Annotated in this window: 24 protein-coding genes; 20 read left to right on the plus strand and 4 right to left on the minus strand. The window is 69.0% G+C overall.

Annotated features, from left to right (window positions below):
- From CW362_RS35545 to CW362_RS35555, 3 genes are all read left to right on the plus strand, one after another.
- Nucleotides 1-1,692 (plus strand): vitamin B12 dependent-methionine synthase activation domain-containing protein (locus CW362_RS35545; protein ID WP_206301157.1); only part of this gene is annotated, 1,692 nt, incomplete at its 5' end.
- Between the two features lie 141 nt (nucleotides 1,693-1,833).
- Nucleotides 1,834-2,535 carry an HAD family hydrolase gene (locus CW362_RS35550; RefSeq protein ID WP_103553735.1) on the plus strand — a complete coding sequence of 234 codons (702 nt, stop codon included), beginning with the start codon at nucleotides 1,834-1,836 and terminating at the stop codon, nucleotides 2,533-2,535.
- A gap of 465 nt (nucleotides 2,536-3,000) precedes the next feature.
- Nucleotides 3,001-4,605, plus strand: coding sequence for an ABC transporter substrate-binding protein (locus CW362_RS35555; RefSeq protein ID WP_103553736.1), 1,605 nt, complete (start codon nucleotides 3,001-3,003; stop codon nucleotides 4,603-4,605).
- A 212-nt stretch (nucleotides 4,606-4,817) separates the two neighbouring features.
- Here the strand turns inward: CW362_RS35555 and CW362_RS35560 are convergent, their stop codons facing one another.
- Together CW362_RS35560 and CW362_RS35565 are read right to left on the minus strand one after the other, a co-directional pair.
- Nucleotides 4,818-5,489, minus strand: a complete 672-nt coding sequence (locus CW362_RS35560) for a response regulator (protein WP_037628456.1) — start codon at nucleotides 5,487-5,489, stop codon at nucleotides 4,818-4,820.
- 14 nt (nucleotides 5,490-5,503) lie between these two features.
- Complete coding sequence (locus tag CW362_RS35565) at nucleotides 5,504-6,439, minus strand: RecB family exonuclease (RefSeq protein ID WP_103553737.1); 936 nt, start codon at nucleotides 6,437-6,439, stop codon at nucleotides 5,504-5,506.
- 175 nt (nucleotides 6,440-6,614) lie between these two features.
- On the opposite strand from CW362_RS35565, the gene CW362_RS35570 reads away from it, so the two are divergent.
- The 3 genes from CW362_RS35570 (at nucleotide 6,615) to CW362_RS35580 (ending at nucleotide 10,424) form a co-directional block, all read left to right on the plus strand.
- Nucleotides 6,615-8,261: a site-2 protease family protein gene (locus CW362_RS35570; RefSeq protein WP_103553738.1), complete on the plus strand. Its 1,647-nt coding sequence runs from the start codon at nucleotides 6,615-6,617 to the stop codon at nucleotides 8,259-8,261.
- Between the two features lie 41 nt (nucleotides 8,262-8,302).
- Entirely contained in the window at nucleotides 8,303-9,205 is a 903-nt protein-coding gene (locus CW362_RS35575) for a tRNA (adenine-N1)-methyltransferase (protein WP_103553739.1), read from the plus strand.
- 631 nt (nucleotides 9,206-9,836) lie between these two features.
- Nucleotides 9,837-10,424, plus strand: a complete 588-nt coding sequence (locus CW362_RS35580; protein ID WP_103553740.1) for a hypothetical protein — start codon at nucleotides 9,837-9,839, stop codon at nucleotides 10,422-10,424.
- Between the two features lie 98 nt (nucleotides 10,425-10,522).
- Here the strand turns inward: CW362_RS35580 and CW362_RS35585 are convergent, their stop codons facing one another.
- Entirely contained in the window at nucleotides 10,523-10,828 is a 306-nt protein-coding gene (locus tag CW362_RS35585; protein WP_103553741.1) for a ferredoxin, read from the minus strand.
- Between the two features lie 253 nt (nucleotides 10,829-11,081).
- Here CW362_RS35585 and arc point away from each other — a divergent pair, with 253 nt between their 5' ends.
- The 6 genes from arc to prcA all read left to right on the plus strand — a co-directional run bounded on the left by arc (nucleotide 11,082) and on the right by prcA (nucleotide 17,199).
- Nucleotides 11,082-12,848 (plus strand): proteasome ATPase, encoded by a 1,767-nt coding sequence (arc, locus tag CW362_RS35595; RefSeq protein WP_103553742.1) that lies wholly within the window; start codon nucleotides 11,082-11,084, stop codon nucleotides 12,846-12,848.
- A 234-nt stretch (nucleotides 12,849-13,082) separates the two neighbouring features.
- Nucleotides 13,083-14,594: a depupylase/deamidase Dop gene (gene dop / locus CW362_RS35600; RefSeq protein WP_338069094.1), complete on the plus strand. Its 1,512-nt coding sequence runs from the start codon at nucleotides 13,083-13,085 to the stop codon at nucleotides 14,592-14,594.
- Nucleotides 14,595-14,750: 156 nt separating this feature from the next.
- On the plus strand, nucleotides 14,751-14,969 hold the full coding sequence (locus CW362_RS35605; RefSeq protein WP_103553744.1) for a ubiquitin-like protein Pup: 219 nt from the start codon (nucleotides 14,751-14,753) through the stop codon (nucleotides 14,967-14,969).
- A gap of 121 nt (nucleotides 14,970-15,090) precedes the next feature.
- Nucleotides 15,091-15,603 (plus strand): endonuclease VII domain-containing protein, encoded by a 513-nt coding sequence (locus CW362_RS35610; RefSeq protein ID WP_103553755.1) that lies wholly within the window; start codon nucleotides 15,091-15,093, stop codon nucleotides 15,601-15,603.
- Complete coding sequence (gene prcB, locus CW362_RS35615; RefSeq protein ID WP_103553745.1) at nucleotides 15,555-16,400, plus strand: proteasome subunit beta; 846 nt, start codon at nucleotides 15,555-15,557, stop codon at nucleotides 16,398-16,400. The genes CW362_RS35610 and prcB overlap by 49 nt, the downstream gene beginning before the upstream one ends.
- A 55-nt stretch (nucleotides 16,401-16,455) precedes the next feature.
- On the plus strand, nucleotides 16,456-17,199 hold the full coding sequence (prcA, locus tag CW362_RS35620) for a proteasome subunit alpha (protein WP_103553746.1): 744 nt from the start codon (nucleotides 16,456-16,458) through the stop codon (nucleotides 17,197-17,199).
- A gap of 101 nt (nucleotides 17,200-17,300) precedes the next feature.
- On the opposite strand, the gene CW362_RS35625 is transcribed toward prcA, so the two are convergent.
- Complete coding sequence (locus CW362_RS35625) at nucleotides 17,301-18,314, minus strand: LacI family DNA-binding transcriptional regulator (RefSeq protein WP_162684337.1); 1,014 nt, start codon at nucleotides 18,312-18,314, stop codon at nucleotides 17,301-17,303.
- A 106-nt stretch (nucleotides 18,315-18,420) separates the two neighbouring features.
- On the opposite strand from CW362_RS35625, the gene CW362_RS35630 reads away from it, so the two are divergent.
- The 8 genes from CW362_RS35630 (at nucleotide 18,421) to CW362_RS35665 (ending at nucleotide 25,327) form a co-directional block, all read left to right on the plus strand.
- Entirely contained in the window at nucleotides 18,421-19,680 is a 1,260-nt protein-coding gene (locus tag CW362_RS35630) for an MFS transporter (protein WP_103553748.1), read from the plus strand.
- 9 nt (nucleotides 19,681-19,689) lie between these two features.
- Nucleotides 19,690-21,051 (plus strand): Pup--protein ligase, encoded by a 1,362-nt coding sequence (gene pafA, locus CW362_RS35635; RefSeq protein ID WP_007499792.1) that lies wholly within the window; start codon nucleotides 19,690-19,692, stop codon nucleotides 21,049-21,051.
- A 128-nt stretch (nucleotides 21,052-21,179) separates the two neighbouring features.
- Nucleotides 21,180-22,187: an FKBP-type peptidyl-prolyl cis-trans isomerase gene (locus CW362_RS35640; protein WP_103553749.1), complete on the plus strand. Its 1,008-nt coding sequence runs from the start codon at nucleotides 21,180-21,182 to the stop codon at nucleotides 22,185-22,187.
- 61 nt (nucleotides 22,188-22,248) lie between these two features.
- The gene (locus CW362_RS35645; RefSeq protein WP_103553750.1) at nucleotides 22,249-22,620 is read left to right on the plus strand and encodes an FKBP-type peptidyl-prolyl cis-trans isomerase; all 372 of its coding nucleotides are present in this window, start codon (nucleotides 22,249-22,251) and stop codon (nucleotides 22,618-22,620) included.
- 133 nt (nucleotides 22,621-22,753) lie between these two features.
- On the plus strand, nucleotides 22,754-23,707 hold the full coding sequence (locus CW362_RS35650; protein ID WP_103553751.1) for a helix-turn-helix transcriptional regulator: 954 nt from the start codon (nucleotides 22,754-22,756) through the stop codon (nucleotides 23,705-23,707).
- Nucleotides 23,708-23,722: 15 nt separating this feature from the next.
- Complete coding sequence (locus CW362_RS35655; protein ID WP_103553752.1) at nucleotides 23,723-24,718, plus strand: helix-turn-helix transcriptional regulator; 996 nt, start codon at nucleotides 23,723-23,725, stop codon at nucleotides 24,716-24,718.
- A 143-nt stretch (nucleotides 24,719-24,861) separates the two neighbouring features.
- On the plus strand, nucleotides 24,862-25,122 hold the full coding sequence (locus CW362_RS35660) for a hypothetical protein (RefSeq protein ID WP_103553753.1): 261 nt from the start codon (nucleotides 24,862-24,864) through the stop codon (nucleotides 25,120-25,122).
- A gap of 10 nt (nucleotides 25,123-25,132) precedes the next feature.
- Nucleotides 25,133-25,327 carry a hypothetical protein gene (locus tag CW362_RS35665; RefSeq protein ID WP_103553754.1) on the plus strand — a complete coding sequence of 65 codons (195 nt, stop codon included), beginning with the start codon at nucleotides 25,133-25,135 and terminating at the stop codon, nucleotides 25,325-25,327.
- Nucleotides 25,328-25,556: the final 229 nt, after the last annotated feature.

Consider the following 25,556-nt stretch of genomic DNA (forward strand, 5'->3'; position numbering starts at 1 on the left):
GATCTGATCTACGACCGGCGTGCCGAGGGCTACGACCCGCTGCAGAAGCTGATGGCCCTGTTCGAGGGCGCCACCACCAAGTCGCTCAAGGCCGGCAAGGCCGAGGAGCTGGCCGCGCTCCCGCTGGAGGAGCGGCTCAAGCGGCGGATCATCGACGGCGAGAAGAACGGCCTCGCACAGGACCTGGACACCGCGTTGCAGGACCGCTCCGCCCTCGACATCGTCAACGAGACGCTGCTGGACGGGATGAAGGTGGTCGGTGAGCTGTTCGGTTCGGGCCAGATGCAGCTGCCGTTCGTGCTCCAGTCCGCCGAGGTCATGAAGTCGGCCGTCGCCCACCTCGAGCCGCACATGGAGAAGTCGGACGCGGAGGGCAAGGGCACCATCGTGCTCGCCACGGTCCGCGGCGACGTCCACGACATCGGCAAGAACCTCGTGGACATCATCTTGTCCAACAACGGCTACAACGTCGTCAACCTCGGCATCAAGCAGCCGGTCTCCGCGATCCTGGACGCCGCCGCCGAGCACAGGGCCGACGTGATCGGCATGTCGGGGCTGCTGGTCAAGTCCACGGTGATCATGAAGGAGAACTTGGAGGAGCTCAACCAGCGGGGCCTGTCCGCCGACTACCCCGTCATCCTCGGCGGCGCCGCCCTCACTCGCGCCTACGTCGAGCAGGACCTGCACGAGATCTACCAGGGCGAGGTCCGCTACGCCCGCGACGCCTTCGAGGGCCTGCGCCTGATGGACGCCCTGATCGGCGTCAAGCGCGGCGTGCCCGGCGCGGCCCTGCCCGAACTCAAGCAGCGCCGGGTGCGCGCGACCGCGACCGCCGTGGAGACCGAGGAACGCCCGCAGGAGGGCCACGTCCGCTCCGACGTCGCCACCGACAACCCCGTCCCGAAGGCCCCCTTCAGCGGCACCCGCGTCATCAAGGGCATCCAGCTCAAGGAGTACGCCTCCTGGCTGGACGAGGGCGCCCTGTTCAAGGGGCAGTGGGGCCTCAAGCAGGCCCGCGCCGGTGACGGCCCGACGTACGAGGAACTCGTCGAGACCGAGGGCCGTCCGCGGCTGCGCGGACTGCTGGACCGGCTCCAGCGGGACAACCTGCTGGAAGCCGCCGTGGTCTACGGCTACTTCCCGTGCGTGTCCAAGGACGACGACCTGATCATCCTGGACGAGCGGGGCAACGAGCGCACCCGCTTCACCTTCCCCCGCCAGAGCCGCGGCCGCCGGCTGTGCCTGGCCGACTTCTTCCGCCCCGAGGAATCCGGCGAGACCGACGTCGTGGGCCTGCAGGTCGTCACCGTCGGCTCCCGCATCGGCGAGGAGACCGCCAAGCTCTTCGAGGCCAACTCCTACCGCGACTACCTCGAACTGCACGGCCTGTCCGTCCAGCTCGCCGAGGCCCTCGCCGAGTACTGGCACGCCCGCGTCCGCTCCGAACTGGGCTTCGCGGGGGAGGACCCCTCCGACATCGACGACATGTTCGCCCTCAAGTACCGCGGCGCCCGCTTCTCCCTCGGCTACGGCGCCTGCCCGGACCTGGAGGACCGCGCCAAGATCGCGCAGCTCCTGGAACCCGAGCGGATCGGCGTCCACCTCTCCGAGGAGTTCCAGCTCCACCCCGAGCAGTCCACCGACGCCATCGTCATCCACCACCCCGAGGCGAAGTACTTCAACGCCCGGTGACGGTCCCGGCGCGCCACGGCACGCGCCACGACGCACACTGATCGGATAAGTCGTACACTTGTCGGTCCATCGCAGGCCGGTTGTCCCCTGGCGTACAAGGGGGCGGCCGGCCTGATCGTCCCTCAAGAGAGGTGCGCCAGGATGACCAGTACGGTCCCCTCGCTCGGAACCCGTACGGCCGAGGGCTCAGCCCTGCAAGCCGTGCTCCTCGACATGGACGGAACCCTGGTGGACACCGAGGGTTTCTGGTGGGACGTGGAGGTCGCGGTCTTCGAGGCCCTCGGACACACGCTGGACGAGTCCTGGCGCCATGTGGTCGTCGGCGGCCCCATGACCCGCAGCGCGGGATTCCTCATCGAGGCCACCGGCGCCGACATCACCCTTCCCGAGCTGTCCGTGCTGCTCAACGACGGTTTCGAGGAGCGCATCGGCCACTCCCTGCCGCTGATGCCGGGCGCCGCCAGACTGCTCGCCGAGCTCGCGGCGCACGAGATCCCCACCGCGCTGGTCTCCGCCTCGCACCGGCGGATCATCGACCGGGTCCTGGGCGCGATCGGCTCCCATTTCTTCGCGCTGACCGTCGCGGGCGACGAGGTGGAGCGGACCAAGCCGTTCCCCGACCCCTACCTCCTCGCCGCCGCCCGGCTCGGCGCCGAACCGGGCCGCTGCGCCGTCATCGAGGACACCTCGACCGGTGTCGCCTCCGCCGAGGCCGCGGGTTGCCAGGTGATCGCCGTGCCCTCGGTCGCGCCCATCACCCCCGCCGCCCGCCGCACCGTGGTGAATTCCCTGGAAGAGGTCGACCTGCCTTTTCTGCATCGTCTGATGACAAAAGGGAACTGATCCGTCACCGAACGTCGTCCAGGCGGTCACCCGGCGTGCAGCACCGAATGCGGGGGGAAATCCCGGCGGCTTCCTGTGGTAAGCGCGGGCGAGGGCCTGCCGGAATCCATAACGGGGCGGATCGACGAATTCCGGTATGCCTCAATCAATTTTGCCGTGTGACGTTCGCCACGTTACAGAGGGTCGACAGCGGGGGTAACTTGTGCCCCCGTTACCCGTTCGTGAGGTCCGGGCGTGCCCTTGTGTCCCGATTGGTGAAAGCCTGCACTAATTCCTTCCCGTGTCGGGTTATCGGTGCGTCCACGCCCCGTTTCGCAGCGTGAGCGGAAGACGGTTCCGAGACCGGCCTGCTGATCATGTGGTGCGGACTAATGTCGTCGCGAGAACATCGCCGTAACCCCGTGACCCGCCGCGCCACCCCTGCATGCCGGTTCGCGGAACCTACAGCTCTGGAGAAACACGAGCATGAACCGCAAGACTTTGGTGCTGCCGGCCGTGGTCGGCCTGCTCGCCCCAGTGCTCGCCGCGTGCGGCGGGTCCGCCAGCGGGGGCGACAGCGGCGATGCCATCGTTGTCGGTACCACGGACCAGTTCACCGCGTCCAAGGAAGCCCCGGCACCGTTCGACCCGGCGTACGCCTACGACGTCGGTACCTGGAACGTGCTGCGCCAGACCGTGCAGACGCTGATGGTCCAGCCGCGAGGTGACGGCGATCCGCAGCCCGAGGCCGCCGAGGAGTGCGGGTTCACCGACAGCGGGAACGAGCGCTACTCGTGCACGCTGCGCGAGGGCCTGGAGTTCTCCAACGGTGACGCGATCACCGCGAAGGACGTCAAGTTCTCGATCGACCGTGCGAGGGCCATCAAGGCCGACAGTGGTGTGTTCGCCCTGCTGTCCACCATCGACACCGTCGAGACCCGCGGCGACCGCGAGGTGATCTTCCACCTCAAGAGCGCCGACGCGACCTTCCCGTTCAAGCTGTCGACCCCGGTCGCCGGCATCGTGAACCCGAGCGACTACGAGAAGAACAAGCTGCGCGACGGCTTCTCCGTGGACGGCTCCGGCCCGTACACCGTGAAGATCGAGGCCAGTGACGACACCGTCACCAAGGCCGTCTTCACGAAGAATTCCCACTACAAGGGACAGCTGAAGGTCAAGAACTCCAAGGTCGAGCTGCGCTCCTTCGCGGACGCCGACACCATGGGGGCGGCCCTCGACAAGGGCGACATCGACCTGATGACCCGCTCGATGACGCCCGAGCAGATCAACAAGCTGGACAGCGCCTCGGGCAGCAACGTCAACCTGAACGAGATGCCCGGCCTGGAAATCCGCTACCTGGCCTTCAACACCAACGCCCCGTCGGTGAAGTCGACCGCGGTCCGCCAGGCCATGGCACAGGTCATCAACCGCGGCGAGCTCATCTCCAAGGTGTACGGCTCCCAGGCCCAGCCGCTCTACTCGCTGGTCCCGGCGACCATCACCGGCCACGCCAACGCGTTCTTCAACAAGTACGGCGACCCCAGCACCAGCAAGGCCCAGTCCCTGCTGACCAAGGCCGGCATCACCACCCCGGTCAAGCTGACCCTGCACTACACGACCGACCACTACGGTGCGGTCACCGCGCAGGAGTTCCAGGTCCTGAGGAGCCAGCTCAACAAGAGCGGCCTCTTCAACGTCAGCATCCAGGGCACGCCCTGGTCCAAGTTCCGCCCGGCCGAGCAGAAGGGCGACTACGACGTCTACGGCATGGGTTGGTTCCCCGACTTCCCCGACGCCGACAACTACCTGGCGCCGTTCCTCGACAAGGACAACTTCCTCGGCTCGCCGTACCTGAACACCAAGATCAGCAACGACCTGATCCCGGACTCCCGCCGCGAGGCCGACCGCCTCACCGCGTCCAGGAGCCTCAACGAGATCCAGGACATCGTGGCCAGCGACGTCCCCGTGATCCCGCTGTGGCAGGGCAAGCAGTACATCGCCGCGCGCGACGACATCACGGGCTCGGAGTGGGCGCTCAACTCGTCCTCCACCCTTCAGCTGTGGGAGCTGAGCCGCGGCGTCAGCGAGTGACCCAGCACACCCACCCGGGGCCCTGAGGCCCCGGCCCCGACCCGGGACCCGACGGTCCCGGGTCTTTCGGGTCCCACGCACGGCACACGCCCCAAGGCGGCCCGAGACCCGGCCGGGCACCGCACCCGGCCCCACGCGAAAGGGCGCCCGTTCCCCATCGGAACGGGCGCCCTTCGTGCTGCCCAGGCCGGACCAGGACCGGCCGACCGGACCTACTGCGCCCCGGGACGCACCAGCCCGCTCTCGTACGCGTACACCGCGGCCTGCACCCGGTCCCGCAGCCCCAGCTTCGTCAGGACATGCCCCACATGCGTCTTGACCGTGGTCTCGCTGACGAACAGATCGGCCGCGATCTCCGCGTTCGACAGACCGCGCGCCACCAGCTTCAGCACCTCGACCTCACGGTCGGTCAGCGTGTGCAACGTGTCCGGAACCGGCTCGTCCCCGGACGGAAGATGACCCGCGTACTTGTCCAGCAGCCGACGCGTGATGCTCGGCGCGAGCATCGCCTCGCCCGCGGCCACCACCCGGATCGCCTGCACCAGCTCATTGGCCGGCGCGTCCTTGAGGAGGAAACCACTGGCACCCGCGCGAAGCGCCTCCACCACGTACTCGTCGAGGTCGAACGTCGTCAGCACCAGAACCTTCGCCGGACCGTCCCGGCCCGGACCGGTGATCTGCCGCGTCGCCTCCACACCGTCCATCCGCGGCATACGGATGTCCATCAGAACCACATCGGGCTGCAGGGCACGCACCTGATCCAGTGCCTGGAGACCGTCACCGGCCTCGCCGACGACCGCGAGATCCGGCTCCGCCTCCAGAATCATCCGGAAGCCGGTGCGCAGCAGCGGCTGGTCGTCGACCAGTAGGACGCGGATGGCCACGTAAGTCTCCTTCGCTAGTCCGGCCCCATTCTGCCCTGCTCCGAAGGCACCGACCCGGGCGCCCTGACCGGCAGCGGATATGCCGGGGGAGTACCACCGAATTCCGGACACACCGCCTGGTGATCGCACCAGCCGCAGAGCTTGGTGGGACGCGGCCGCCACTCACCCGTCTCCGTCGCCTCCCGGATCGCCTCCCACAGCGCCAGCAGCTTGCGCTCGACCCGCTCCAGATCCACGATCTCGGGGTCGTACGTCAGCACGTCACCACTGCCCAGATAGACGAGCTGAAGACGGCGCGGGACCACCCCCTTCAGCCGCCACACCACCAACGCGTAGAACTTCATCTGGAACAGGGCGCCCTCCGCGTACTCGGGCCGCGGCGCCTTCCCCGTCTTGTAGTCGACGATCCGGACCTCACCCGACGGAGCCACGTCGACCCGGTCGATGATGCCGCGCAGGGTCAGCCCCGAATCCAGCCGCGCCTCCACGAACAGCTCCCGCTCGGCCGGCTCCAGCCGCGTCGGATCCTCCAGCGTGAACCAGCGCTCCACCAGCCGCTCGGCCTCACCGAGCCAGCGCGCGAGCCGCTCGCCCTCTGGATCGTCCGCGAACAGCTCCGCGACCTCCGGCTTCGCCTCCCGCAACCGGTCCCACTGCACGGGAACCAACGACTTGGCACGCGGCGCGGTCCGGTCCGCGGCCGGCGCGTCGAAGAGCCGCTCGAGAACCGCGTGCACCAAGGTCCCCCTGGTCGCCGCCTCACTCGGCTTCTCCGGCAACTTGTCGATCACCCGGAACCGGTACAACAACGGACACTGCATGAAGTCACTGGCACGCGAGGGCGACAGCGAGGCGGGCGGGCGCGCGACCGCGGGACCCGGACCACCGGCGACACCCCCGCCGCTCACGGCCGCCTCTTCGGGGACGGCACCCCCGGCACTGGTTTCCATGACAACAGACCATACGGCCCGTCACCGACAGCGAACCGGCCCCGGCGGCCACGACGGCACGGAAAACAGAGGGGGTGCCGGGGCGGAACGCACCGCGACGGCCGCATACCATCGACCCCAGACCCTCCCGCTCCGCACGAACCGGGAGCGGGGACGCTTCGAACGAGGGGACATCGTGGACGAGAGCGGCGGGAGCGGGCAGCCGCGGTCCGGCACCGGCGAGGCGGCCGAGCACCACGAGAGGCCCCCGGCCTCCGCCGGCCCGGCCTTCGGCGCGCACCCGGGACCGACCGGCCCCGAGACCACCGGGCCGAAGCCCACGGCCCCCGATCACGACACCCGGCCCGGAACACACCCCGACACGGACACCGGCACCCGGACCCGGCCGGAGCCCCCCGCACCGGACGGGGACACCACCACGGCCCCGAACCGGCCCGGACCCGAGACGGACCCGGCCGACCCCGCACCCGGCACCGGAGCCCCCCAGGACCCGTCGGCGAAGACCCCCGCCACCACCGGACCCGCCGAGAAGACCCCGTCCCACCACGAGCCCTCCCCACCGTCCGAACCCTCCGACAGCCGGAACGAGACCCACGACGGACCCACCGGCACCCACCGCACCCACGCCCGCACGGACAACGGCAAAAACCGGCCACCACGCCGCACCAAGGAACCCGGCGGCGGACTCCTGATGGGCCGCCCCTTCGGCGTACCCGTCTACGTCGCACCCAGCTGGTTCCTCGTCGCCGCCCTCATCACCTGGGTCTTCGGCGGCCAGCTCGACCGCGTCCTGCCCGACCTCGGCGCCGCCCGCTACCTCGTCTCCCTCTTCTTCGCCGTCGCCTTCTACGCCTCCGTACTCGTCCACGAACTCGCCCACACCGTCGCCGCCCTCCGCTTCAAACTCCCCGTCCGCCGCATCCAGCTCCAGTTCTTCGGCGGCGTCTCCGAGATCGAGAAAGAAGCCGAGACCCCCGGCCGCGAATTCGTCCTCGCCTTCGTCGGCCCCCTCCTCTCCCTCCTCCTGTCCGGCCTCTTCTACCTCGCCATGCTGCCCGTCGAGCCCGGCACCGTCCCCGGCGTCCTGCTGGCCGGCCTGATGGTCTCCAACCTCATCGTGGCCGCCTTCAACCTGCTCCCGGGCCTGCCCCTCGACGGCGGCCGGATGCTCCGCGCCGTCGTCTGGAAGATCACCGGCAGAGCGATGAGCGGCACCGTCGCCGCCGCCTGGGTCGGCCGCGCCCTCGCCGTCTCCGTACTCATCGGACTGCCCCTCCTCACCCAGTCCGAGACACTCGGCGCCGCCCCCGAGAACACCAGCGGCATGGACACCATCACCGACGCCCTCCTCGCCGCCATCCTCGCCGCGATCATCTGGACCGGCGCCGGCAACAGCCTCCGCATGGCCCGCCTGCGCGAACACCTGCCGGAACTGCGCGCCCGCTCCCTCACCCGCCGCGCCGTCCCCGTCGAGACCGGCACCCCCCTCTCCGAAGCACTGCGCCGAGCCAACGCCGTCGGCGCCCGCGCCCTGGTCGTCGTCGACACCGACGGCGAACCCCTCTCCCTCGTCCGCGAGGCCGCCATCGTCGGCGTACCCGAACACCGCCGCCCCTGGGTCACCGTCAGCGGCCTCGCCCAGGACCTCACCGACGGCATGCGCGTCTCCGCCGAACTCGCCGGAGAAGACCTCCTCGACGCCCTGCGCGCCAGCCCCGCCACCGAATACCTCGTCGTCGAGGACTCCGGCGAGATCTACGGCGTCCTGTCCGCCGCCGACGTGGAACGCGCCTTCGTCAAGGCCATGGCCCGCCCCTCCTGACCGTGGTCGGCGGCCCCGCCGGGGACCGGTAGGCTGTTCACATGTCCGAACCGACCGGTGCCGCCCGCAGGCGCGGGCCCTTCAAGGTCGGGGACCAGGTTCAGCTGACCGACCCCAAGGGCCGCCACTACACGTTCACGCTCGAGGCCGGGAAGAACTTCCACACCCACAAGGGTTCCTTCCCCCACGACGAACTGATCGGCGCTCCCGAGGGCAGCGTTGTCCGCACCACGGGGAACGTCGCCTACCTCGCGCTGCGCCCCCTGCTCCCCGACTACGTCCTGTCCATGCCCCGCGGCGCCGCCGTGGTCTACCCCAAGGACGCGGGGCAGATCCTGGCCTTCGCCGACATCTTCCCCGGCGCCCGCGTCGTGGAAGCGGGGGTCGGCTCCGGCTCGCTCAGCAGCTTCCTCCTGCGCGCCATCGGCGACCAGGGCATGCTGCACTCCTACGAGCGCCGCGAGGACTTCGCCGAGATCGCCCAGCAGAACGTGGAGCGCTACTTCGGCGGACCCCACCCCGCCTGGCAGCTCACCGTCGGCGACCTCCAGGACAACCTGAGCGACACCGACGTCGACCGGGTCATCCTCGACATGCTCGCCCCCTGGGAATGCCTGGAGGCCGTCTCCAAGGCGCTCGTCCCCGGCGGCATCCTCTGCTGCTACGTGGCGACCACCACCCAGCTAGCCCGCACCGTCGAGTCGATCCGCGAGATGGGCTGCTTCAACGAGCCGACCGCCTGGGAATCGATGATCCGCAACTGGCACATCGAGGGCCTGGCCGTCCGCCCGGACCACCGCATGATCGGCCACACCGGCTTCCTGCTCACCGCCCGCCGCCTCGCGGACGGCGTCGAGCCGCCCATGCGCCGCCGCCGCCCCGCCAAGGGCGCGTACGGCGAGGACTACGCCGGTCCGAACGCCGACGGCGGCACCGCCCGCTGACACACCCAACGCACCACGACTGTGGCCGAGTTCCCGGGAAACCCCGAGGACCCGGCCACAGCGCTTTCCGCCGGCACACCACCACGAGCCCGCACACGGACGGCCGGGGCCGCGACAGGCGGCCCCACCGAACACACGGACGGACCGCCCACGAGCCGGTCGGCGGCCCCGCCCCGGCCCCCGCACGAGCACCGGCAGGTCACGGCCGCGCCCAGGACCCCGACCGGCGGACCGACCCCACCCCACCCCCGGCGACCGCACGGGAGACCACCCACGAGCCGCCGGGCAGCCAGGAGACGCCCCCTCGGGATCCGCCCCGGCAGCTCCGCACGGGCCCCGGGAAAGGAACCGGCCCCGGGCCACGGACGCACCCGCGACAGCCCGCCCGGAGCCCAGCCGCAGGCCACCCGGCGGAGGCGCCCCCGCCCGGGCCGGGCCACGGGCCTCCCAGCGGCCCCCGAGCCGCGCGACGGACCCCTCCACGGCCCCACCGGGGCCGCGCGGGAACAACCCCGCGAACTCCGCCGGAACTCCTCACCAGTCCGGACCCCGCCGTTCCACCGCGCTGTGACGTGTGGCACCATGCGGGACACCCACCCCACCGGCACAGCCCTCGCGGGAGACACCCCCAGTGCAGCAATCCGTTGTGCCGGAACTGGCACACACGCAGACCAGCCCCATCCAGTGGGTCGCCACGGCCACCGCCATCGCCGGAGTCGTGGCACTGTCCTCCGTCGTCCACCCCGACCCGGCAAGAGCGGCCCAGCCCGGCACCGGCCCGAAAACGGCCGCGGCCGCCGCCCCGGCCCCCGCGGCAGCCCCCGACCCCACCGGCGTGGACTTCCCGATCGTCTGCGGGCCCACCAAGGCCCTCGTGGAGAAGAAGGCCTCCGGAGACCTGGACGGCGACGGCCGCCCCGAGACCGTGGCCGTCGTCCGCTGCGACGCGGGCTCGGGCACCCCGCCCGACGGCGTCTACGTCCTCGTCCAGGCGGAGGGAGCCGGGAAACCCAGGGTCGTGGCCACCCTGGTCGACCCCAAGGACCGGCTCAGCGTCACGGACTTCGCGGTGCGCGACGGAGCCGTCACCGCCACGCTCCTCGGCTACTCCTCGATCGACGTACCGAGTTGCTGCCCGGACACCGAGGAGAGCGCCAAGTGGCAGTGGAAGAACGGCGCGTTCATCCGCTCGACACCGTCCGAAGCACACGGCACCTGAACGCGCCCCCGGCGCGAGACCCGAACAAAAGACAACACCCCCCGCACCGCGGAGGGTGTGAGCAACCCGTCACAGGATGACGCGGGGTGCCCGAAAGGTCACTCCGCGTCGGGCCCGTAGACCTCGACCTTGTCCGAAACACGACGGACATGGATGCAGTCCCCCGGACACTCCTTCGCCGAGTCCACCACATCGCGCAGAAGCGGCAGGGGCACGGGCGTTGTGGCACCCACCTCCTGCAAGAGCTCGTCCTCGGCACTCTTCACGTACGCCAGACCGTCGATGTCCAGCTCAAACACCTCGGGCGCGTACTGGACACAGATCCCGTCGCCGGTACAGAGATCCTGGTCGATCCAGACCTCGAGCGCCTCGCCGCCGACTCCGGCCTCCTGCTGCACGGTCATTTCTCCTGCCGTTTTCTGCGTCGAGCGGACCGAAGACTGGGGAATCGGGCCAGCTCTGACGGGTGTTGAACACTTCGACCCTACCTCCGCCCGCTTCCCGAGCATGTTCGGTGGGTATTCCCCTGGCGTGAGGGAGAGCGCAAGGGTGAAGATCGGACACACCCCGACAGTCTTTGTGATCTAGGGGTTTCAATCGACACCCACCCAGGTAGGGTCTGGAAGCGTCCAGCTCCCCTTGGAGGAGGTGAGGACCGTGGCAGCCCACGACGACGACATGAACCGCGGCATCCGCCCGGGACGAGGGTCCGATGACCCCGCCGGACAGATTGCCTACCTTGAGCAGGAGATCGCCGTCCTGCGACGCAAGCTCGCCGACTCTCCGCGGCACACGAGGATTCTCGAAGAGCGGATCGTCGAGCTGCAGACCAACCTGGCAGGCGTGTCCGCACAGAACGAACGACTGGCGAACACACTCCGTGAGGCCCGCGACCAGATCGTGGCCCTCAAGGAGGAAGTCGACCGGCTCGCGCAGCCGCCGGCCGGCTTCGGAGTCTTCCTCACGGCGAACGAGGACGGCACCGCCGACATCTTCACCGGAGGCCGCAAACTCCGCGTGAACGTCAGCCCCAGCGTCGAGCTCGACGAGCTCAGGCGCGGCCAGGAAGTGATGCTCAACGAAGCCCTCAACGTGGTCGAGGCCATGGAGTACGAGAGCGTCGGCGACATCGTCACCCTCAAGGAGATCCTCGAGGACGGCGAGCGCGCCCTCGTACAGGGGCACACCGACGAGGAAAGGGTGGTCCGGCTCGCCGAACCACTCCTGGACGTCACCATCCGTCCAGGAGACGCCCTCCTCCTCGAACCCCGATCCGGCTACGTCTACGAGATCGTCCCCAAGAGCGAGGTCGAAGAACTCGTCCTCGAAGAGGTCCCCGACATCGGCTACGAGCAGATCGGCGGTCTGGGCGGCCAGATCGAGATGATCCGCGACGCCGTCGAGCTCCCGTACCTCTACCCCGACCTCTTCAAGGAACACGAACTGCGGCCCCCCAAGGGCGTCCTGCTCTACGGACCCCCCGGATGCGGCAAGACGCTCATCGCCAAGGCCGTGGCCAACTCACTGGCCAAAAAGGTCGCCGAAGTCACCGGCCAGGCCACCGGCAAGAGCTTCTTCCTCAACATCAAGGGCCCCGAACTCCTGAACAAGTACGTCGGCGAGACCGAGCGGCAGATCCGCCTCGTCTTCCAGCGTGCCCGGGAGAAGGCCAGCGAGGGCACCCCCGTCATCGTCTTCTTCGACGAGATGGAATCCCTCTTCCGCACCCGCGGATCCGGCGTCAGCTCGGACGTGGAGAACACCATCGTCCCCCAGCTCCTCGCCGAGATCGACGGCGTGGAAGGCCTGCAGAACGTCGTGGTCATCGGCGCCTCCAACCGCGAGGACATGATCGACCCCGCCATCCTGCGCCCCGGCCGGCTCGACGTGAAGATCAAGATCGAACGCCCGGACGCCGAAGCGGCCAAGGACATCTTCCAGAAGTACCTCACCGAACGCCTCCCCCTGCACTCCGAGGACGTCGGAGAACACGGCGGCGACAAGGCGGCAACCGTCCACGGCATGATCCAGACAGCCGTGGAACAGATGTACGCCGAATCCGAGGAGAACCGCTTCCTGGAGGTCACCTACGCCAACGGCGACAAGGAAGTCCTCTACTTCAAGGACTTCAATTCCGGCGCCATGATCGAAAACATCGTCGGCCGCGCCAAGAAGATGGCCATCAAGGACTTCCTCGAACACAGCCAGAAGGGCCTCCGCGTCTCCCACCTCCTCCAAGCCTGCGTGGACGAGTTCAAGGAGAACGAGGACCTCCCCAACACCACCAACCCCGACGACTGGGCCCGCATCTCCGGAAAGAAGGGCGAACGGATCGTCTACATCCGCACCCTCATCACCGGAAAGCAGGGCGCGGACACCGGACGCTCCATCGACACGGTGGCCAACACCGGTCAATACCTGTAAAAGACAGGGCGGCTGCGGGTGCCCACCACGGGTATCCGCAGCCGCCCGCTTTTCCGGCCACCCCCGGAACACAGCAATGACGCAAATGATCTCCCCACCAGCGCAGAGGCGTTCTAGGCTCTTTCGTACCGCCGAGTCGCGCAGTGCGGGGACGGGCACCGCACACGCACCGGAGCGCCAGCGGTACTTGAGCAGCGCCCCCGACCGAGGGCGCCGCCGGGCAAGGAGGGCCGCATGACCGTACGGCGAGTAATGGGCATCGAGACGGAGTACGGGATCTCCGTCCCCGGTCACCCCAACGCCAATGCCATGCTCACCTCGTCCCAGATCGTCAACGCCTACGCGGCGGCGATGCACCGGGCGCGCCGCGCCCGCTGGGACTTCGAGGAGGAGAACCCGCTGCGGGACGCGCGAGGCTTCGACCTCGCCCGGGAGACCGCCGACGCCAGCCAGCTCACCGACGAGGACATCGGCCTGGCCAATGTCATCCTCACCAACGGAGCACGGCTGTACGTCGACCACGCACACCCGGAATACAGCTCCCCCGAAGTCACCAACCCCCGCGACGCCGTCCTCTGGGACAAGGCCGGCGAACGCATCATGGCCGAAGCCGCGGAACGCGCAGCCCAGCTCCCCGGCGCCCAGCCGATCCACCTCTACAAGAACAACACCGACAACAAGGGCGCCTCCTACGGCACGCACGAGAACTACCTGATGAAGCGGGAAACCGCCTTCTCGGACATCGTGCGCCACCTCACCCCGTTCTTCGTCTCCCGCCAGGTCGTCACCGGAGCGGGCCGCGTCGGCATCGGCCAGGACGGACACGAACACGGCTTCCAGCTCAGCCAGCGCGCCGACTACTTCGAGGTCGAGGTCGGCCTGGAGACCACCCTCAAGCGCCCCATCATCAACACCCGCGACGAACCCCACGCCGACGCGGAGAAGTACCGCCGGCTCCACGTGATCATCGGCGACGCGAACCTCTCCGAGATCTCGACCTACCTCAAGCTCGGCACGACGGCCCTGGTCCTCTCCATGATCGAGGACGGCTTCATCGCCGTCGACCTGGCCGTCGACCAGCCCGTACGCACCCTCCACCAGATCTCCCACGACCCGACCCTCAAGCGCCTCGTCACCCTCCGCAGCGGCCGCACACTCACCGCCGTACAACTGCAGATGGAGTACTTCGAACTCTCCCGCAAGTACGTCGAGGAGCGCTTCGGGGCCGACGCGGACGAACAGACCAAGGACGTCCTCCTGCGCTGGGAGGACACCCTGAACCGCCTCGAGAACGACCCGATGAGCCTCGCCGGCGAACTCGACTGGGTCGCCAAGCGCGAACTCATGGAGGGCTACCGCCGCCGCGACGGCCTCGACTGGGACGCCGCCCGGCTGCACCTGGTCGACCTCCAGTACGCCGACGTACGCGCCGACAAGGGCCTCTACAACCGTCTGGCGGCCCGCGGCAAGATGAAGCGACTCCTGGACGAGAACGAGGTCGAGCGGGCCCGCACGACCCCGCCCGAGGACACCCGCGCCTACTTCCGCGGCCGCTGCCTCGAACAGTACGCGGACGACGTGGCCGCGGCCTCCTGGGACTCGGTGATCTTCGACCTGCCCGGCCGGGACTCCCTCCAGCGCGTCCCGACCCTGGAGCCCCTTCGCGGAACGCGTAATCACGTCAAGGAACTCCTGGACCGCTGCCGCACGGCGGAGGACCTGGTCAGGGTCCTTTCGGGCAACTGAACTTCCCCCCGGACGGCACGCGCCGAAAAGGGTGGAACACCCGGCGTTACGGGAATCATCGAGGTGGTCCCCGTACGTTGTGGCAACTGCGGGGCCGATGTCGGACCCTGCTTGTAGGGTCTGATCAAGAACGTCGAACCGAGCGGGGTGAGGGTTATGGCGACCAAGGACACCGGCGGCGGACAGCAGAAGGCGACGCGTTCCACCGAGGAGGTCGAGGAACAGTCGCAGGACGCGAAGAGCACCGACGACCTCAAGGAACGCCAGGAAAAGCTGAGCGACGATGTCGACTCGGTTCTTGACGAAATTGACGATGTCCTCGAGGAAAATGCCGAGGACTTCGTTCGGTCCTTCGTTCAGAAGGGTGGAGAGTGATTTCACCTTTGATTCGAAGGTGAAGTTAGGGACTCCCTGAGTGAACGAAGAGCTGGAGTTGCGGCGCTGCTCGCGGTGCAAGCAAGGCTTGCCGAGAGCGGCGTTCGCAAGCAACAAGTCCATGCCCGACGGTCTCCAGGCGTACTGCCGAGAGTGCTCCGCTGAGTACTACCGGCAGCGCCAGGAGGCCAAGGGAAAAAAGGTGCGCGAGAAGGTCTCTGTCCCGCTGGGGTACAAGCGGTGCCCCCAGTGCAGCGAAGCGAAGCCTCACTCCGACTGGGAACACAACAAGTCCACGTCGGACGGCTGGGCGAGCTACTGCCGCCCATGCCGTGCGCAGCGCAACAGGGCCAGCCACTTCAAGCGGAAGTACGGCCTTACTGAAGCCGAACGTGACGAGTTGATCGCCTCCCAAGGGGGCGTCTGTTGCATCTGCCTATCGGCACCAGCCACACAGGTGGATCACTGCCACAAGACGGGTAGTGTCCGAGGCGTACTGTGCTTCAACTGCAATTCAGGCCTCGGTCTGTTGAGGGACGACCCCGAAGCTGCACACCGAGCTGCCGACTACCTGGAAGGAAACGCGTGGAAGCCAACACTCGTAGCACCGGGCGTCTACCGGCTGCCTTCCTGACGCCCGGGTCGTCGTCCTTCATGGACTTCCTCTCCGAGCACCAGCCGGAGATGCTCCCGGGCAAGCGGCAACTGCCGCCCGTCCAGGGCGTGATCGAGGCCCCGCACGGCACGACCATCGTGGCCGTGACGTTCCCCGGAGGAGTCGTCCTCGCCGGTGACCGGCGGGCCACGATGGGGAACGTCATCGCCCAGCGGGACATCGAGAAGGTGTTCCCGGCCGACGAGTACTCGGCGGTGGGCATCGCCGGCACGGCGGGTCTGGCCGTGGAGATGGTGAAGCTGTTCCAGCTGGAGCTGGAGCACTTCGAGAAGGTGGAGGGCGCGCAGCTCTCCCTGGAGGGCAAGGCGAACCGCCTGTCCACGATGATCCGTTCCAACCTCGGCATGGCGATGCAGGGGCTCGCCGTGGTCCCCCTCTTCGCGGGCTACGACGTGGACCGTGGCAGGGGCCGCATCTTCTCGTACGACGTCACGGGCGGCCGTTCCGAGGAGCACGGCTACGCGGCCACGGGTTCCGGCTCGCTCTTCGCGCGCGGTGCCATGAAGAAGCTCTACGCCAAGGATCTGACGGAGGACCAGGCCACGACGCTGGTGATCCAGGCCCTCTACGACGCGGCGGACGACGACTCGGCGACCGGTGGTCCCGATGTCGCGCGCCGGATCTACCCGATCGTCACCGTGATCACCGAGAGCGGTTTCCGCCGGCTCACCGACGAGGAGTCGTCCGAGATCGCCCGCGTGATTCTGGAGCGGCGGCTCGAGCAGCCCGACGGTCCGCGTGCCGCGCTGTACTGACGGTCCGTCTCTCCCAGGTGATCCAGTGACTTCGACAGAAAGGGACGGATAGCCGGTGTCGACGCCGTTCTATGTCTCACCCCAGCAGGCGATGGCGGACCGGGCGGAGTATGCCCGCAAGGGCATCGCCCGTGGCCGCAGCCTGGTCGTGCTGCAGTATGCCGACGGCATCGTGTTCGTCGGCGAGAACCCGTCCCGTGCGCTGCACAAGTTCAGCGAGATCTATGACCGGATCGGTTTCGCGGCCGCCGGTAAGTACAACGAGTACGAGAACCTGCGGATCGGCGGTGTGCGCTACGCGGACCTGCGTGGCTACACGTACGACCGTGACGACGTGACCGCCCGTGGTCTGGCGAACGTGTACGCGCAGACGTTGGGCACGATCTTCTCGTCGGCGGCGGAGAAGCCGTACGAGGTGGAGCTGGTGGTCGCGGAGGTCGGCGAGACGCCGGACGGTGACCAGATCTACCGGTTGCCGCACGACGGTTCGATCGTGGACGAGCACGGTTCGGTCGCCGTGGGTGGTAATGCCGAGCAGATCAGCAGCTATCTGGACGCTCGGCACGAGGACGGGATGTCGCTGGCCGAGGCGCTGAAGCTGGCTGTCCAGTCGTTGTCCCGGGAGCCGAACGGTGGTGAGCGGGAGATTCCGGCGGAGCGGCTGGAGGTCGCGGTGCTGGACCGGACGCGTCCGCAGCAGCGGAAGTTCAAGCGGATCGTGGGTCCTCAGCTGTCCCGGTTGCTGGAGGCCGGGGGTGCGGAGACCGCTGCGGAGGCGGAGGACGCCGAGGAGGAGTAGGTCTTGGTTCGACCGGGCACCCCTCGTCGGGTGCTCACGTGGAGGGGGCCGTCCGGTGCAGACCGGTGCGGCCCCTTCCGCATGTGGCGGGAAGGGTTGTCCTAGGCGCTCGGGGGGGCCGTGGAGCCTCGTACGACGAGTTCGACGGGGATGTCTTCCTGTGGGGGTGTGCGGCCGTCCAGGACGGCCAGGAGGGCTTTCATGCCTTGTTCGCCGAAGCGTTCGGCGTCGAGGCGGACGGTGGTGAGTTCGGGGTCGAGGGCTCGGGCGAGGGCGAGGTCGTCGAGTCCGGTGATGGAGATGTCGTCGGGGATGCGCAGGCCGAGGCGGCGGGCGGCTTTGTAGGCGCCGGCGGCGAGTTTGTCGTCGTCGCAGATGACGGCGGTGGGGCGGGGGCCGGGGGTGGTGAGGGCGGTCTGGGTGGCGGTGAGGGCGTCTTCGAAGGAGATGGGTGCGCGGGTGGCGCGGAGGCTGGTTCCGGGGGTTTCGCAGAGGCGGGAGGCCAGTTCGCGGGCGCGGACCTCGAAGGTCCAGGAGGGGATGTCGGCGGCGAGGTGGAGGAAGCGGCGGTGGCCGAGTTCCAGGAGGTGGTCGGTGACCTGGCGTACGCCGTCGGCGATGTCGAGGTTGACGGTGGCGGCGCCCTGGCTGCCGGTGGGGTCGCTGTCGAGCATGACGAGGGGGAGCTGGTCGCCGCGGATGGCGGTGAGGGCGTCGGCGGCCATGGAGGAGGCGATGACGCCGTCGAGGGCGGCCTGGGCGGAGCCGAAGGGGTCGCGGGCGGGGCCGATGCCTTCGGGGGAGGGGTAGAGGACGACTCCGAAGCCGTGTTGTGCGGCGACGCGGGCGGCGCCGGTGTAGACGCCGGCGAAGAATTCGGTGGTGAGGGCGGGGACGACGAGGAGGACGGTGCGGGTGCGGCCGAGGCGGAGGTTGCGGGCGGCGAGGTTGGGGCGGTAGCCGAGTTCCTGGGCGGCGTGGCGGACGCGTTCGGCGGTGGTGGGGGAGACGCGGCCGCGCCATTTGTCGCCGAGTACGAGGGAGACGGCTGCCTGGGAGACCCCGGCGGCCTCGGCGACGTCCCGGCTGGTGGGGCGGGTGCTACCTCTTGCCACCGTGGGCCTGCTCTTTCGTGTGGACTCGGGGTCAGCGCACATGGTACGTATGGAGGGAGAAGTTATACGTAACACTTGGGCGTCGCGCTCACCGGAAGGGCAGGCCATGGCTGCGGGATACCTGGAGATCCTCAGGGCGAGGCACGCCGCGAGGCTGCTGGTCGGGACGCTGGTGGGGCGGCTGCCGAACGCCACCGCGGCCATCGCCGTGGTGCTGTTCGTGCGGGCCGAGGGCGGTACGTACAGCCTGGCGGGTGTGCTGGCGGCCGTGTACGGGGTGGCCAACGCGGTCGGGCAGCCGGTGCTCGGGCGGCTCGTGGATCTGTACGGCCAGCCCCGGGTGCAGTTGCCGGCGGCGGTCGTCTCGGCCCTCGGCATGGGGGTCTTCGCGCTGGCGGGGACGGATCCGGTGGCGCCGGCCTGTGCCGCGATGGTGGTGGCCGGGCTCTTCACGCCTCCTCTGGAGGGCGGTCTGCGGGCGTTGTGGCCCTCCGTGCTGGGGGAGGAGGAGCAGGTGCACACGGCGTACGCGATGGACGCGGTGGCGCAGGAGGTCATGTTCACCGTCGGGCCGTTGCTGGTGACGCTGTGCGTGTCGTTGTGGTCCGCGCAGGCGGCGTTGCTGGTCCTGGGGGTCGTCGGTGTCCTGGGTGCCCTCTCCGTGGTGGTCTCGGAGCCTTCGCGTGCCTGGCGGTCGGCGCCGCGTGAGGCGCACTGGCTGGGTGCGCTGCGTTCGCCGGGGCTGCTGGCCCTGCTGGGGGCGTTCCTGTTCATCGGGATGGCGCTCGGTTCGATCACGGTCGCGGCGGTGTCGTACGCCGACGCGCACGGCGGGGACGTGGTGTACGGCTGGCTGATGGCGGGTGTCGGGCTGGGCGCGCTGCTGGGCGGTGTGGTCTACGGTGCGCGCCGGTGGGGCGGGGCGCCGGAGCGGCGACTGAGGGTGCTGGTGGCCCTTCTGGCGGTGTGTTATGTCCCGCTGGTGCTGGTGCCCGGTCCGGTCGCGATGACGGCTCTGGCCACTCTTGCCGGGGTGTTCCTGGCGCCGAGCATCGCGTGTGCCTTCGTGTTGGTGGACCGGCACGCGCCGGCCGGTACGGTCACCGAGGCTTTCTCGTGGCTCGTGACGACGTTCACCGTGGGTGCGTCGGTGGGGACGGGGGTGGCGGGGCCGGTGGTCGAGTGGGGCGGGGCGGGGTGGGGCTTCGCCGTTCCGGGGGCGGCGGGTGCCGCCGCGCTGGTGGTTCTGCTGGCCACGGGCCGGGTCCTCGCGGCTGCCGGGAGGGGCGGGGTTGTTGCGGCTTCACCGGAAAATGATCCAGATCGAGCTGTCGAACCCCGTTTCAGCTCAGGGGATCGGGCGTAATGTTCAGTCATGGACCGCCGCATTTTCGGGCTGGAGAACGAGTACGGCGTCACGTGTACGTTCAGGGGACAGCGCCGGCTGTCTCCCGACGAGGTGGCGCGGTACCTCTTCCGCCGTGTCGTGTCATGGGGCCGCAGCAGCAATGTCTTTCTGCGGAACGGTGCCCGCCTTTATCTCGACGTGGGATCACATCCGGAATACGCGACACCCGAGTGTGACAACGTGACGGAACTCGTCACCCACGACAAGGCCGGCGAGCGCATTCTCGAGGGTCTTCTGGTGGACGCCGAACGACGCCTGCACGAGGAAGGGATCGCGGGCGACGTCTATCTGTTCAAGAACAACACCGATTCGGCGGGCAACTCCTACGGGTGTCACGAGAACTATCTGGTGGCCCGGCACGGGGAGTTCTCGCGGCTCGCGGACATTCTGATCCCGTTCCTGGTCACGCGGCAGTTGCTGTGCGGTGCCGGGAAGGTGTTGCAGACGCCGCGCGGTGCGGTGTACTGCGTCAGTCAGCGGGCCGAGCACATCTGGGAGGGTGTCAGTTCGGCGACGACCCGGTCCCGGCCCATCATCAACACGCGGGACGAGCCGCACGCGGACGCCGAGCGTTACCGCCGTCTGCACGTCATCGTCGGTGACTCGAACATGTCCGAGACGACGATGCTCCTCAAGGTCGGTGCCACCGACCTCGTGCTGCGCATGATCGAGGCGGGCACGGTCATGCGGGACCTGACTCTGGAGAACCCCATCCGGGCGATCCGCGAGGTCAGTCATGACATCACGGGCCGTCGGAAGGTGCGGCTGGCCAGTGGCCGGGAGGCCTCCGCGCTGGAGGTGCAGCGCGAGTACTACGAGAAGGCCGTGGATTTCTGTGAGCGCCGCGGCATCCGCACGGGGACGGTCGAACAGGTTCTCGAACTGTGGGGCCGTACGCTCGACGCGATCGAGGCCGAGGACCTCGACCGGATCGGCACGGAGATCGACTGGGTCATGAAGTACCAGCTCATCGAGCGGTACCGGGCGAAGCACAACATGACCATGTCGCACCCGCGGGTCGCACAGATAGACCTCGCATATCACGACATTCACCGTCGTCGTGGCCTCTACTACCTGCTGGAGAGGAAGGGGCAAGCCGCGCGGATCTGCAACGACTTGAAGATCTTCGAGGGCAAGTCGGTGCCGCCGCAGACCACTCGGGCCCGGCTGCGCGGTGACTTCATCCGCAGGGCCCAGGAGCAGCGGCGGGACTTCACCGTCGACTGGGTCCATCTGAAGCTCAACGACCAGGCGCAGCGGACGGTGTTGTGCAAGGACCCGTTCCGTTCGGTGGACGACCGGGTGGAGAAGCTCATCGCCGGAATGTGAGCCGGGAGTTCCGCGGGTGACGTGGAACGCAACGCGGGGCGCCGTACGTTTTCCGTACGGCGCCCTTCTCACGTCGTAGAGTTGCGCGCACGCCATCAACCAAGATCGACCGATACGAGGCCCTCACCGTGCGCCGACGCTCACTCCTTCTCTCCGTACCCGCTGGACTGGTCACGCTCGCCGGATGCGGTGACGACGGCGATTCAGGCTCGGCGAAGTCCAGTAAGTCCCCCTCGCCCTCGGCGTCGGCGGCGGCTTCCGCGCCGCCCCCGCCGAAGATCGTCGACGGCCCGGTGCCGGCGATCACGGCCGGTACGAAGTTCGGTGAGAAGCCGACCGTGGCCAAGGGCACGGGGGAGCCGTCGAAGGACCTCGCGGTCAGGACGGTGATCGCGGGCAACGGGAAGACGGTCGCGGAGAACGACTACATCCAGGCCAATTACCTGGGGCAGATCTGGTCCACGGCGAAGGTCTTCGACAACTCCTACGACCGGGGGACGCCGCTGGTGATCCAGCTGGCGCAGGGCCAGATCATCGACGGCTGGCGTTACGGCCTGGTCGGCAAGAAGGCGGGCAGCCGCGTCGAGATGGCGGTGCCGCCGACCTGGGGTTACGGCTCGGAGGGCAACGCGCAGGCGGGCATCAAGGGCACCGACACGCTGGTGTTCGTGGTGGACATCGAGGACACGTTCAACTCCAAGAGCTCCGCCAAGGGCAAGGACGTCCCGCAGAAGGACGCTTCGCTGCCGACGGTCGGCACCAACACGGACGGCCAGGCCCCCAAGATCACGGTGCCGAAGAAGGACGCTCCCACGAAGCTCGTGGCGAACTACGTGATCGAGGGCGACGGTCCCGAGGTCAAGGCGGACAGCAGCGTCCTGGTGCAGTACGAGGGTGTGCTGTGGGACAGCGGCAAGGAGTTCGACTCGACGTACAAGCGGGGCCAGCTGGCGTCGTTCTCGCTGGGGCAGGTCGTCAAGGGCTGGGCGCAGGGGCTGACGGGCAAGAAGGTGGGCAGCCGTGTGCTCATCGTGATTCCGCCGGCCCTGGGCTACGGCGACAACCCGCCGCAGGGCAGCAGCATCAAGAAGGACTCCACGCTCGTCTTCTCGGTCGACATCCTGGCGAAGATGTAAACCCTCCGGGGATGTGAGAGTGTCCGTGTTGTCCTTACATACACAAGCAGGAGCAGAAGACGTGAGCATCGAGAAGCCCGAGATCGATTTCCCCGAGGGCCAGCCGCCGGCGGACCTTGAGATCAAGGACATCTGGGAGGGCGACGGCCCCGTGGCCGAGGCGGGCCAGAGCGTCACGGTGCACTACGTGGGTGTGTCGTTCAGCACGGGTGAGGAGTTCGACGCGAGCTGGAACCGGGGCGCCCCGTTCAAGTTCCCGCTCGGTGCCGGCCGTGTCATCCAGGGCTGGGACCGCGGTGTGCAGGGCATGAAGGTCGGCGGCCGTCGCCAGCTGACCATCCCCGCCCACCTCGCCTACGGCGACCAGAGCCCGACCCCGGCGATCAAGGCCGGCGAGACGCTGATCTTCGTGGTCGACCTGATCGCGGTCTGATCATGATGGACCGGATCTGACCTGGATCCGATCTTCTGGGGCCCATGTCCGTCCGGGCATGGGCCCTCGGCTTTTGCCGCGACACCCCGGAGCGGTACGGTCATCGGTCGGAAGCACCATAGGAAGGGCGTCGATGGCCATTGCCAAGGCCGAGCGGCTGATGAACCTCGCACTGTGTCTGCTCGGGACGCGGCGGCCGCTCAGCAAGCGGGAACTCCGCGAGTCCATCGAGGCCTACATGGAAGCGGGCTCCGACGACAGCTTCAACCGGATGTTCGAGCGGGACAAGGACGACCTGCGCGAGCTCGGCCTGGTCATCGAGACGGTGGAGAACCTCGACGGCGAGGTCGGCTACCTGGCCCGCCGCGACAGCAACCGCCTGCCGCCGATCACCCTCGACGCCGAGGAGGCCGCCGCCCTCGGTCTGGCCGCCAAGGTCTGGCAGCAGGCCCGGCTGGCGGGCGCCGCGAGCGGCGCGCTGCAGAAGCTGCGGGCCGCGGGACTGCCCGAGGACGTGGACCCCTACGGTTCCCACGGTGCCCTCGAGCCGCACATCCCCGTCCACGAGGCCGCCTTCGAGCCCCTGATGCTCGCCTGCCGCGACCGGCGTCCGGTCGTCTTCGACTACCGCAAGGCCAACGCCGCGCAGCCCGGGACCCGGCACGTCGAGCCCTGGGCCCTGGAGTGCTGGCGCGGCCACTGGTACCTCGCGGGCTTCGACCGCGACCGCGGTGCCGAGCGCGTCTTCCGGCTCTCCCGGATCACCGGCAAGGTCCGGGCCCGGGCGGGCCGGTACACCGCCGAGGTCCCCGACGTCGTCACCGTGCGGGAGACGGTGGCGAGCTGGGCGGGGGAGACCGCCGACCGTTCGGCGCTGATCCGGCTGCGTTCCGGTGCGGGCTACCCGCTGCGCGCCAAGGCCGTCTCGGTGCGGGAGGCGGGCGACGGCTGGGACGAGCTGGAGATTCCGTACGGACACGGTCTGGACGCCTGGCTCGTCGAGTTCGGGCCGGACGTGGTGGTCGTGGAGCCCGCCGAACTGCGGGCCGATGTGGTCGACCGGCTGCGTGCCGTGGCCAAGGGCTGAGGGGAAAGTAAGAAAGTGGCAGGAAAACCGGCCAGGCCCGCGAACGCGATCGACCAGACCCGGCGGATGCTCTCCCTGGTGACGTATCTGCGCGAGCGCCCCGGCGCCCGCGTCGGTGACGTCGCCCGCGCCTTCGGGATCACCGAGGACGAGCTGATCTCCGACCTCGACGTGCTGCCGCTGTGCGGGACCAGCTTCCGCGGCGGGGATCTGCTCGACATCGACACCGACGGCGACCGGATCTGGTGGCACAACCCCGACGACGTCGCCGCGCCGCTGCGGATCGCCGCCGACGAGGCGACCGCGCTGCTGGTGGCCGCCCGCGCGGTGTCCACCCTGCCCGGCCTGCGCGAGGGCGACCGGCAGGCGCTGCTGCGGGCCACCGCCAAGGTGGAGGCCGCCTCGGGCGAGGCGGCGGGTGCCAGTTCCCGGCTGTCGGTGACCTTCGAGTCCGAGGGCGGCGTCTTCGCCGACGTGGACCGGGCGATCTCCGAGCGGCGCCGGCTGTGGATCCGCTACTACTCGCCCGCGCGCGACGAGCTGAGCGAACGCGAGATCGACCCGATCCGCCTGGTCAGCGTCGGTCACACCTATGTGGAGGCGTGGTGCCGCCGCTCGGAGGCGCGCCGCACCTTCCGGCTCGACCGGGTGGCCGAGATCCGCATCATGGACGAGCCGTCCGCGCCCCCCGAGGTCGAGCTGCGGGACCTGTCCGAGGGGCTCGTCCAGCCCGCGGCCGAGGACCCGGAGGTGGTCGTCGAGGTCGGTCCCGGCGGGCGCTGGGTCGCCGAGTACTACCCGCACGACAGCGCGGATGAGCTGCCGGACGGCGGGCTGCGTATCACCTTGCGGACCCCCGACCCCGCCTCGCTGCGGCGGCTGGCCCTGCGTCTCGGCGGTGACGGCCGGATCGTCTCGCCGCAGGCTCTCGCGGACAGCGCCCGCAACGCGGCCCGCGAGGCGCTCGCCGCCTACGACGGGCCGGACGGGCTCGCCGGGGTCCAGGACTGACCGTACGAGGGGCGGGAGCAAGGGCTTTGGGGTCGTCGTCGATGTCTGGTGCGCAGGGAGGGCCGGGTACCCCCGAGAAGCCGGGGGCCGGGCGACGGGCGGGAGCGCCGGGACGGGCCGGGTCGTCCTCGGGTACGCCGGAGATGTCGGTGGGGACGGCCTTCGCCGGGATGCGCCGGGTGGTCGAGGTGATGTTCAAGGCCGCCTGCCCCGACTGCCGGGCCGGTTTCGAGCTCACGCCGGGCGCCCTGCGCCTGGCCATCGGCGCCAGCAGCCGTACGACGTTCTACTCCTTCACCTGCCCCGCGTGCGGCTCGGCCGTCCGCAAGCCCGCGGGGGAGCGCATCGTCGAACTCCTCACCGGGGGCGGGGTCCGCACGCTGCGGCTGCACTCCACCCTCTAGGGTCGTCGTCATGTTCTGGCCGATGTTTGCGATCGCCGCGGGTTTCCTGGGAATCACGGTTCTCGGAGTGCTTGCCGTCCGTGTCTTCCTGGAAGCGGAGCGTCTGGGCCGTCAGGTGGCCGACTCCGCGCGCCGTATCAGCTCAGCCTCCGAGGACCTGGAAAGAGCCACGGTCGGGGCGGCGCGTTCTCTGGACACGGTATGAGTCGTTCCATGGATGCGTAATGCGTCACGCCAGCCTGTCGACTTGGTGCGGGGGCCAGGTACGCTCATGGGCGCGGCCCGGAGAATGAGGCGCGGGCCGCGAACTGGGAGTACGCACAGGGATTGTCCCGTGTTCACCCCTGAGCGTTACGATCGCTGACATCACGATGACCGGACACGTGTCCGATCGATCGGCCAGCACCCCGACCATGCAGCCTCGGTGAGAAGGT

It is taken from the genome of Streptomyces populi (genome assembly GCF_002911015.1).
In the GTDB taxonomy this organism is placed as follows: Bacteria; Actinomycetota; Actinomycetes; order Streptomycetales; family Streptomycetaceae; genus Streptomyces; species Streptomyces populi.

Bases quoted from the DNA above. Each gene is read 5' to 3' on its own strand.
- CW362_RS35550 (WP_103553735.1), top strand. From the start codon at position 1,834: ATGACCAGTACGGTCCCCTCGCTCGGAACCCGTACGGCCGAGGGCTCA.
- CW362_RS35555 (WP_103553736.1), top strand. From the start codon at position 3,001: ATGAACCGCAAGACTTTGGTGCTGCCGGCCGTGGTCGGCCTGCTCGCC.
- CW362_RS35565 (WP_103553737.1), bottom strand. From the start codon at position 6,439: ATGGAAACCAGTGCCGGGGGTGCCGTCCCCGAAGAGGCGGCCGTGAGC.
- CW362_RS35575 (WP_103553739.1), top strand. From the start codon at position 8,303: ATGTCCGAACCGACCGGTGCCGCCCGCAGGCGCGGGCCCTTCAAGGTC.
- CW362_RS35585 (WP_103553741.1), bottom strand. From the start codon at position 10,828: ATGACCGTGCAGCAGGAGGCCGGAGTCGGCGGCGAGGCGCTCGAGGTC.
- dop (WP_338069094.1), top strand. From the start codon at position 13,083: ATGACCGTACGGCGAGTAATGGGCATCGAGACGGAGTACGGGATCTCC.
- CW362_RS35605 (WP_103553744.1), top strand. From the start codon at position 14,751: ATGGCGACCAAGGACACCGGCGGCGGACAGCAGAAGGCGACGCGTTCC.
- CW362_RS35610 (WP_103553755.1), top strand. From the start codon at position 15,091: ATGCCCGACGGTCTCCAGGCGTACTGCCGAGAGTGCTCCGCTGAGTAC.
- CW362_RS35630 (WP_103553748.1), top strand. From the start codon at position 18,421: ATGGCTGCGGGATACCTGGAGATCCTCAGGGCGAGGCACGCCGCGAGG.
- pafA (WP_007499792.1), top strand. From the start codon at position 19,690: ATGGACCGCCGCATTTTCGGGCTGGAGAACGAGTACGGCGTCACGTGT.
- CW362_RS35650 (WP_103553751.1), top strand. From the start codon at position 22,754: ATGGCCATTGCCAAGGCCGAGCGGCTGATGAACCTCGCACTGTGTCTG.
- CW362_RS35660 (WP_103553753.1), top strand. From the start codon at position 24,862: ATGTCGGTGGGGACGGCCTTCGCCGGGATGCGCCGGGTGGTCGAGGTG.
- CW362_RS35665 (WP_103553754.1), top strand. From the start codon at position 25,133: ATGTTCTGGCCGATGTTTGCGATCGCCGCGGGTTTCCTGGGAATCACG.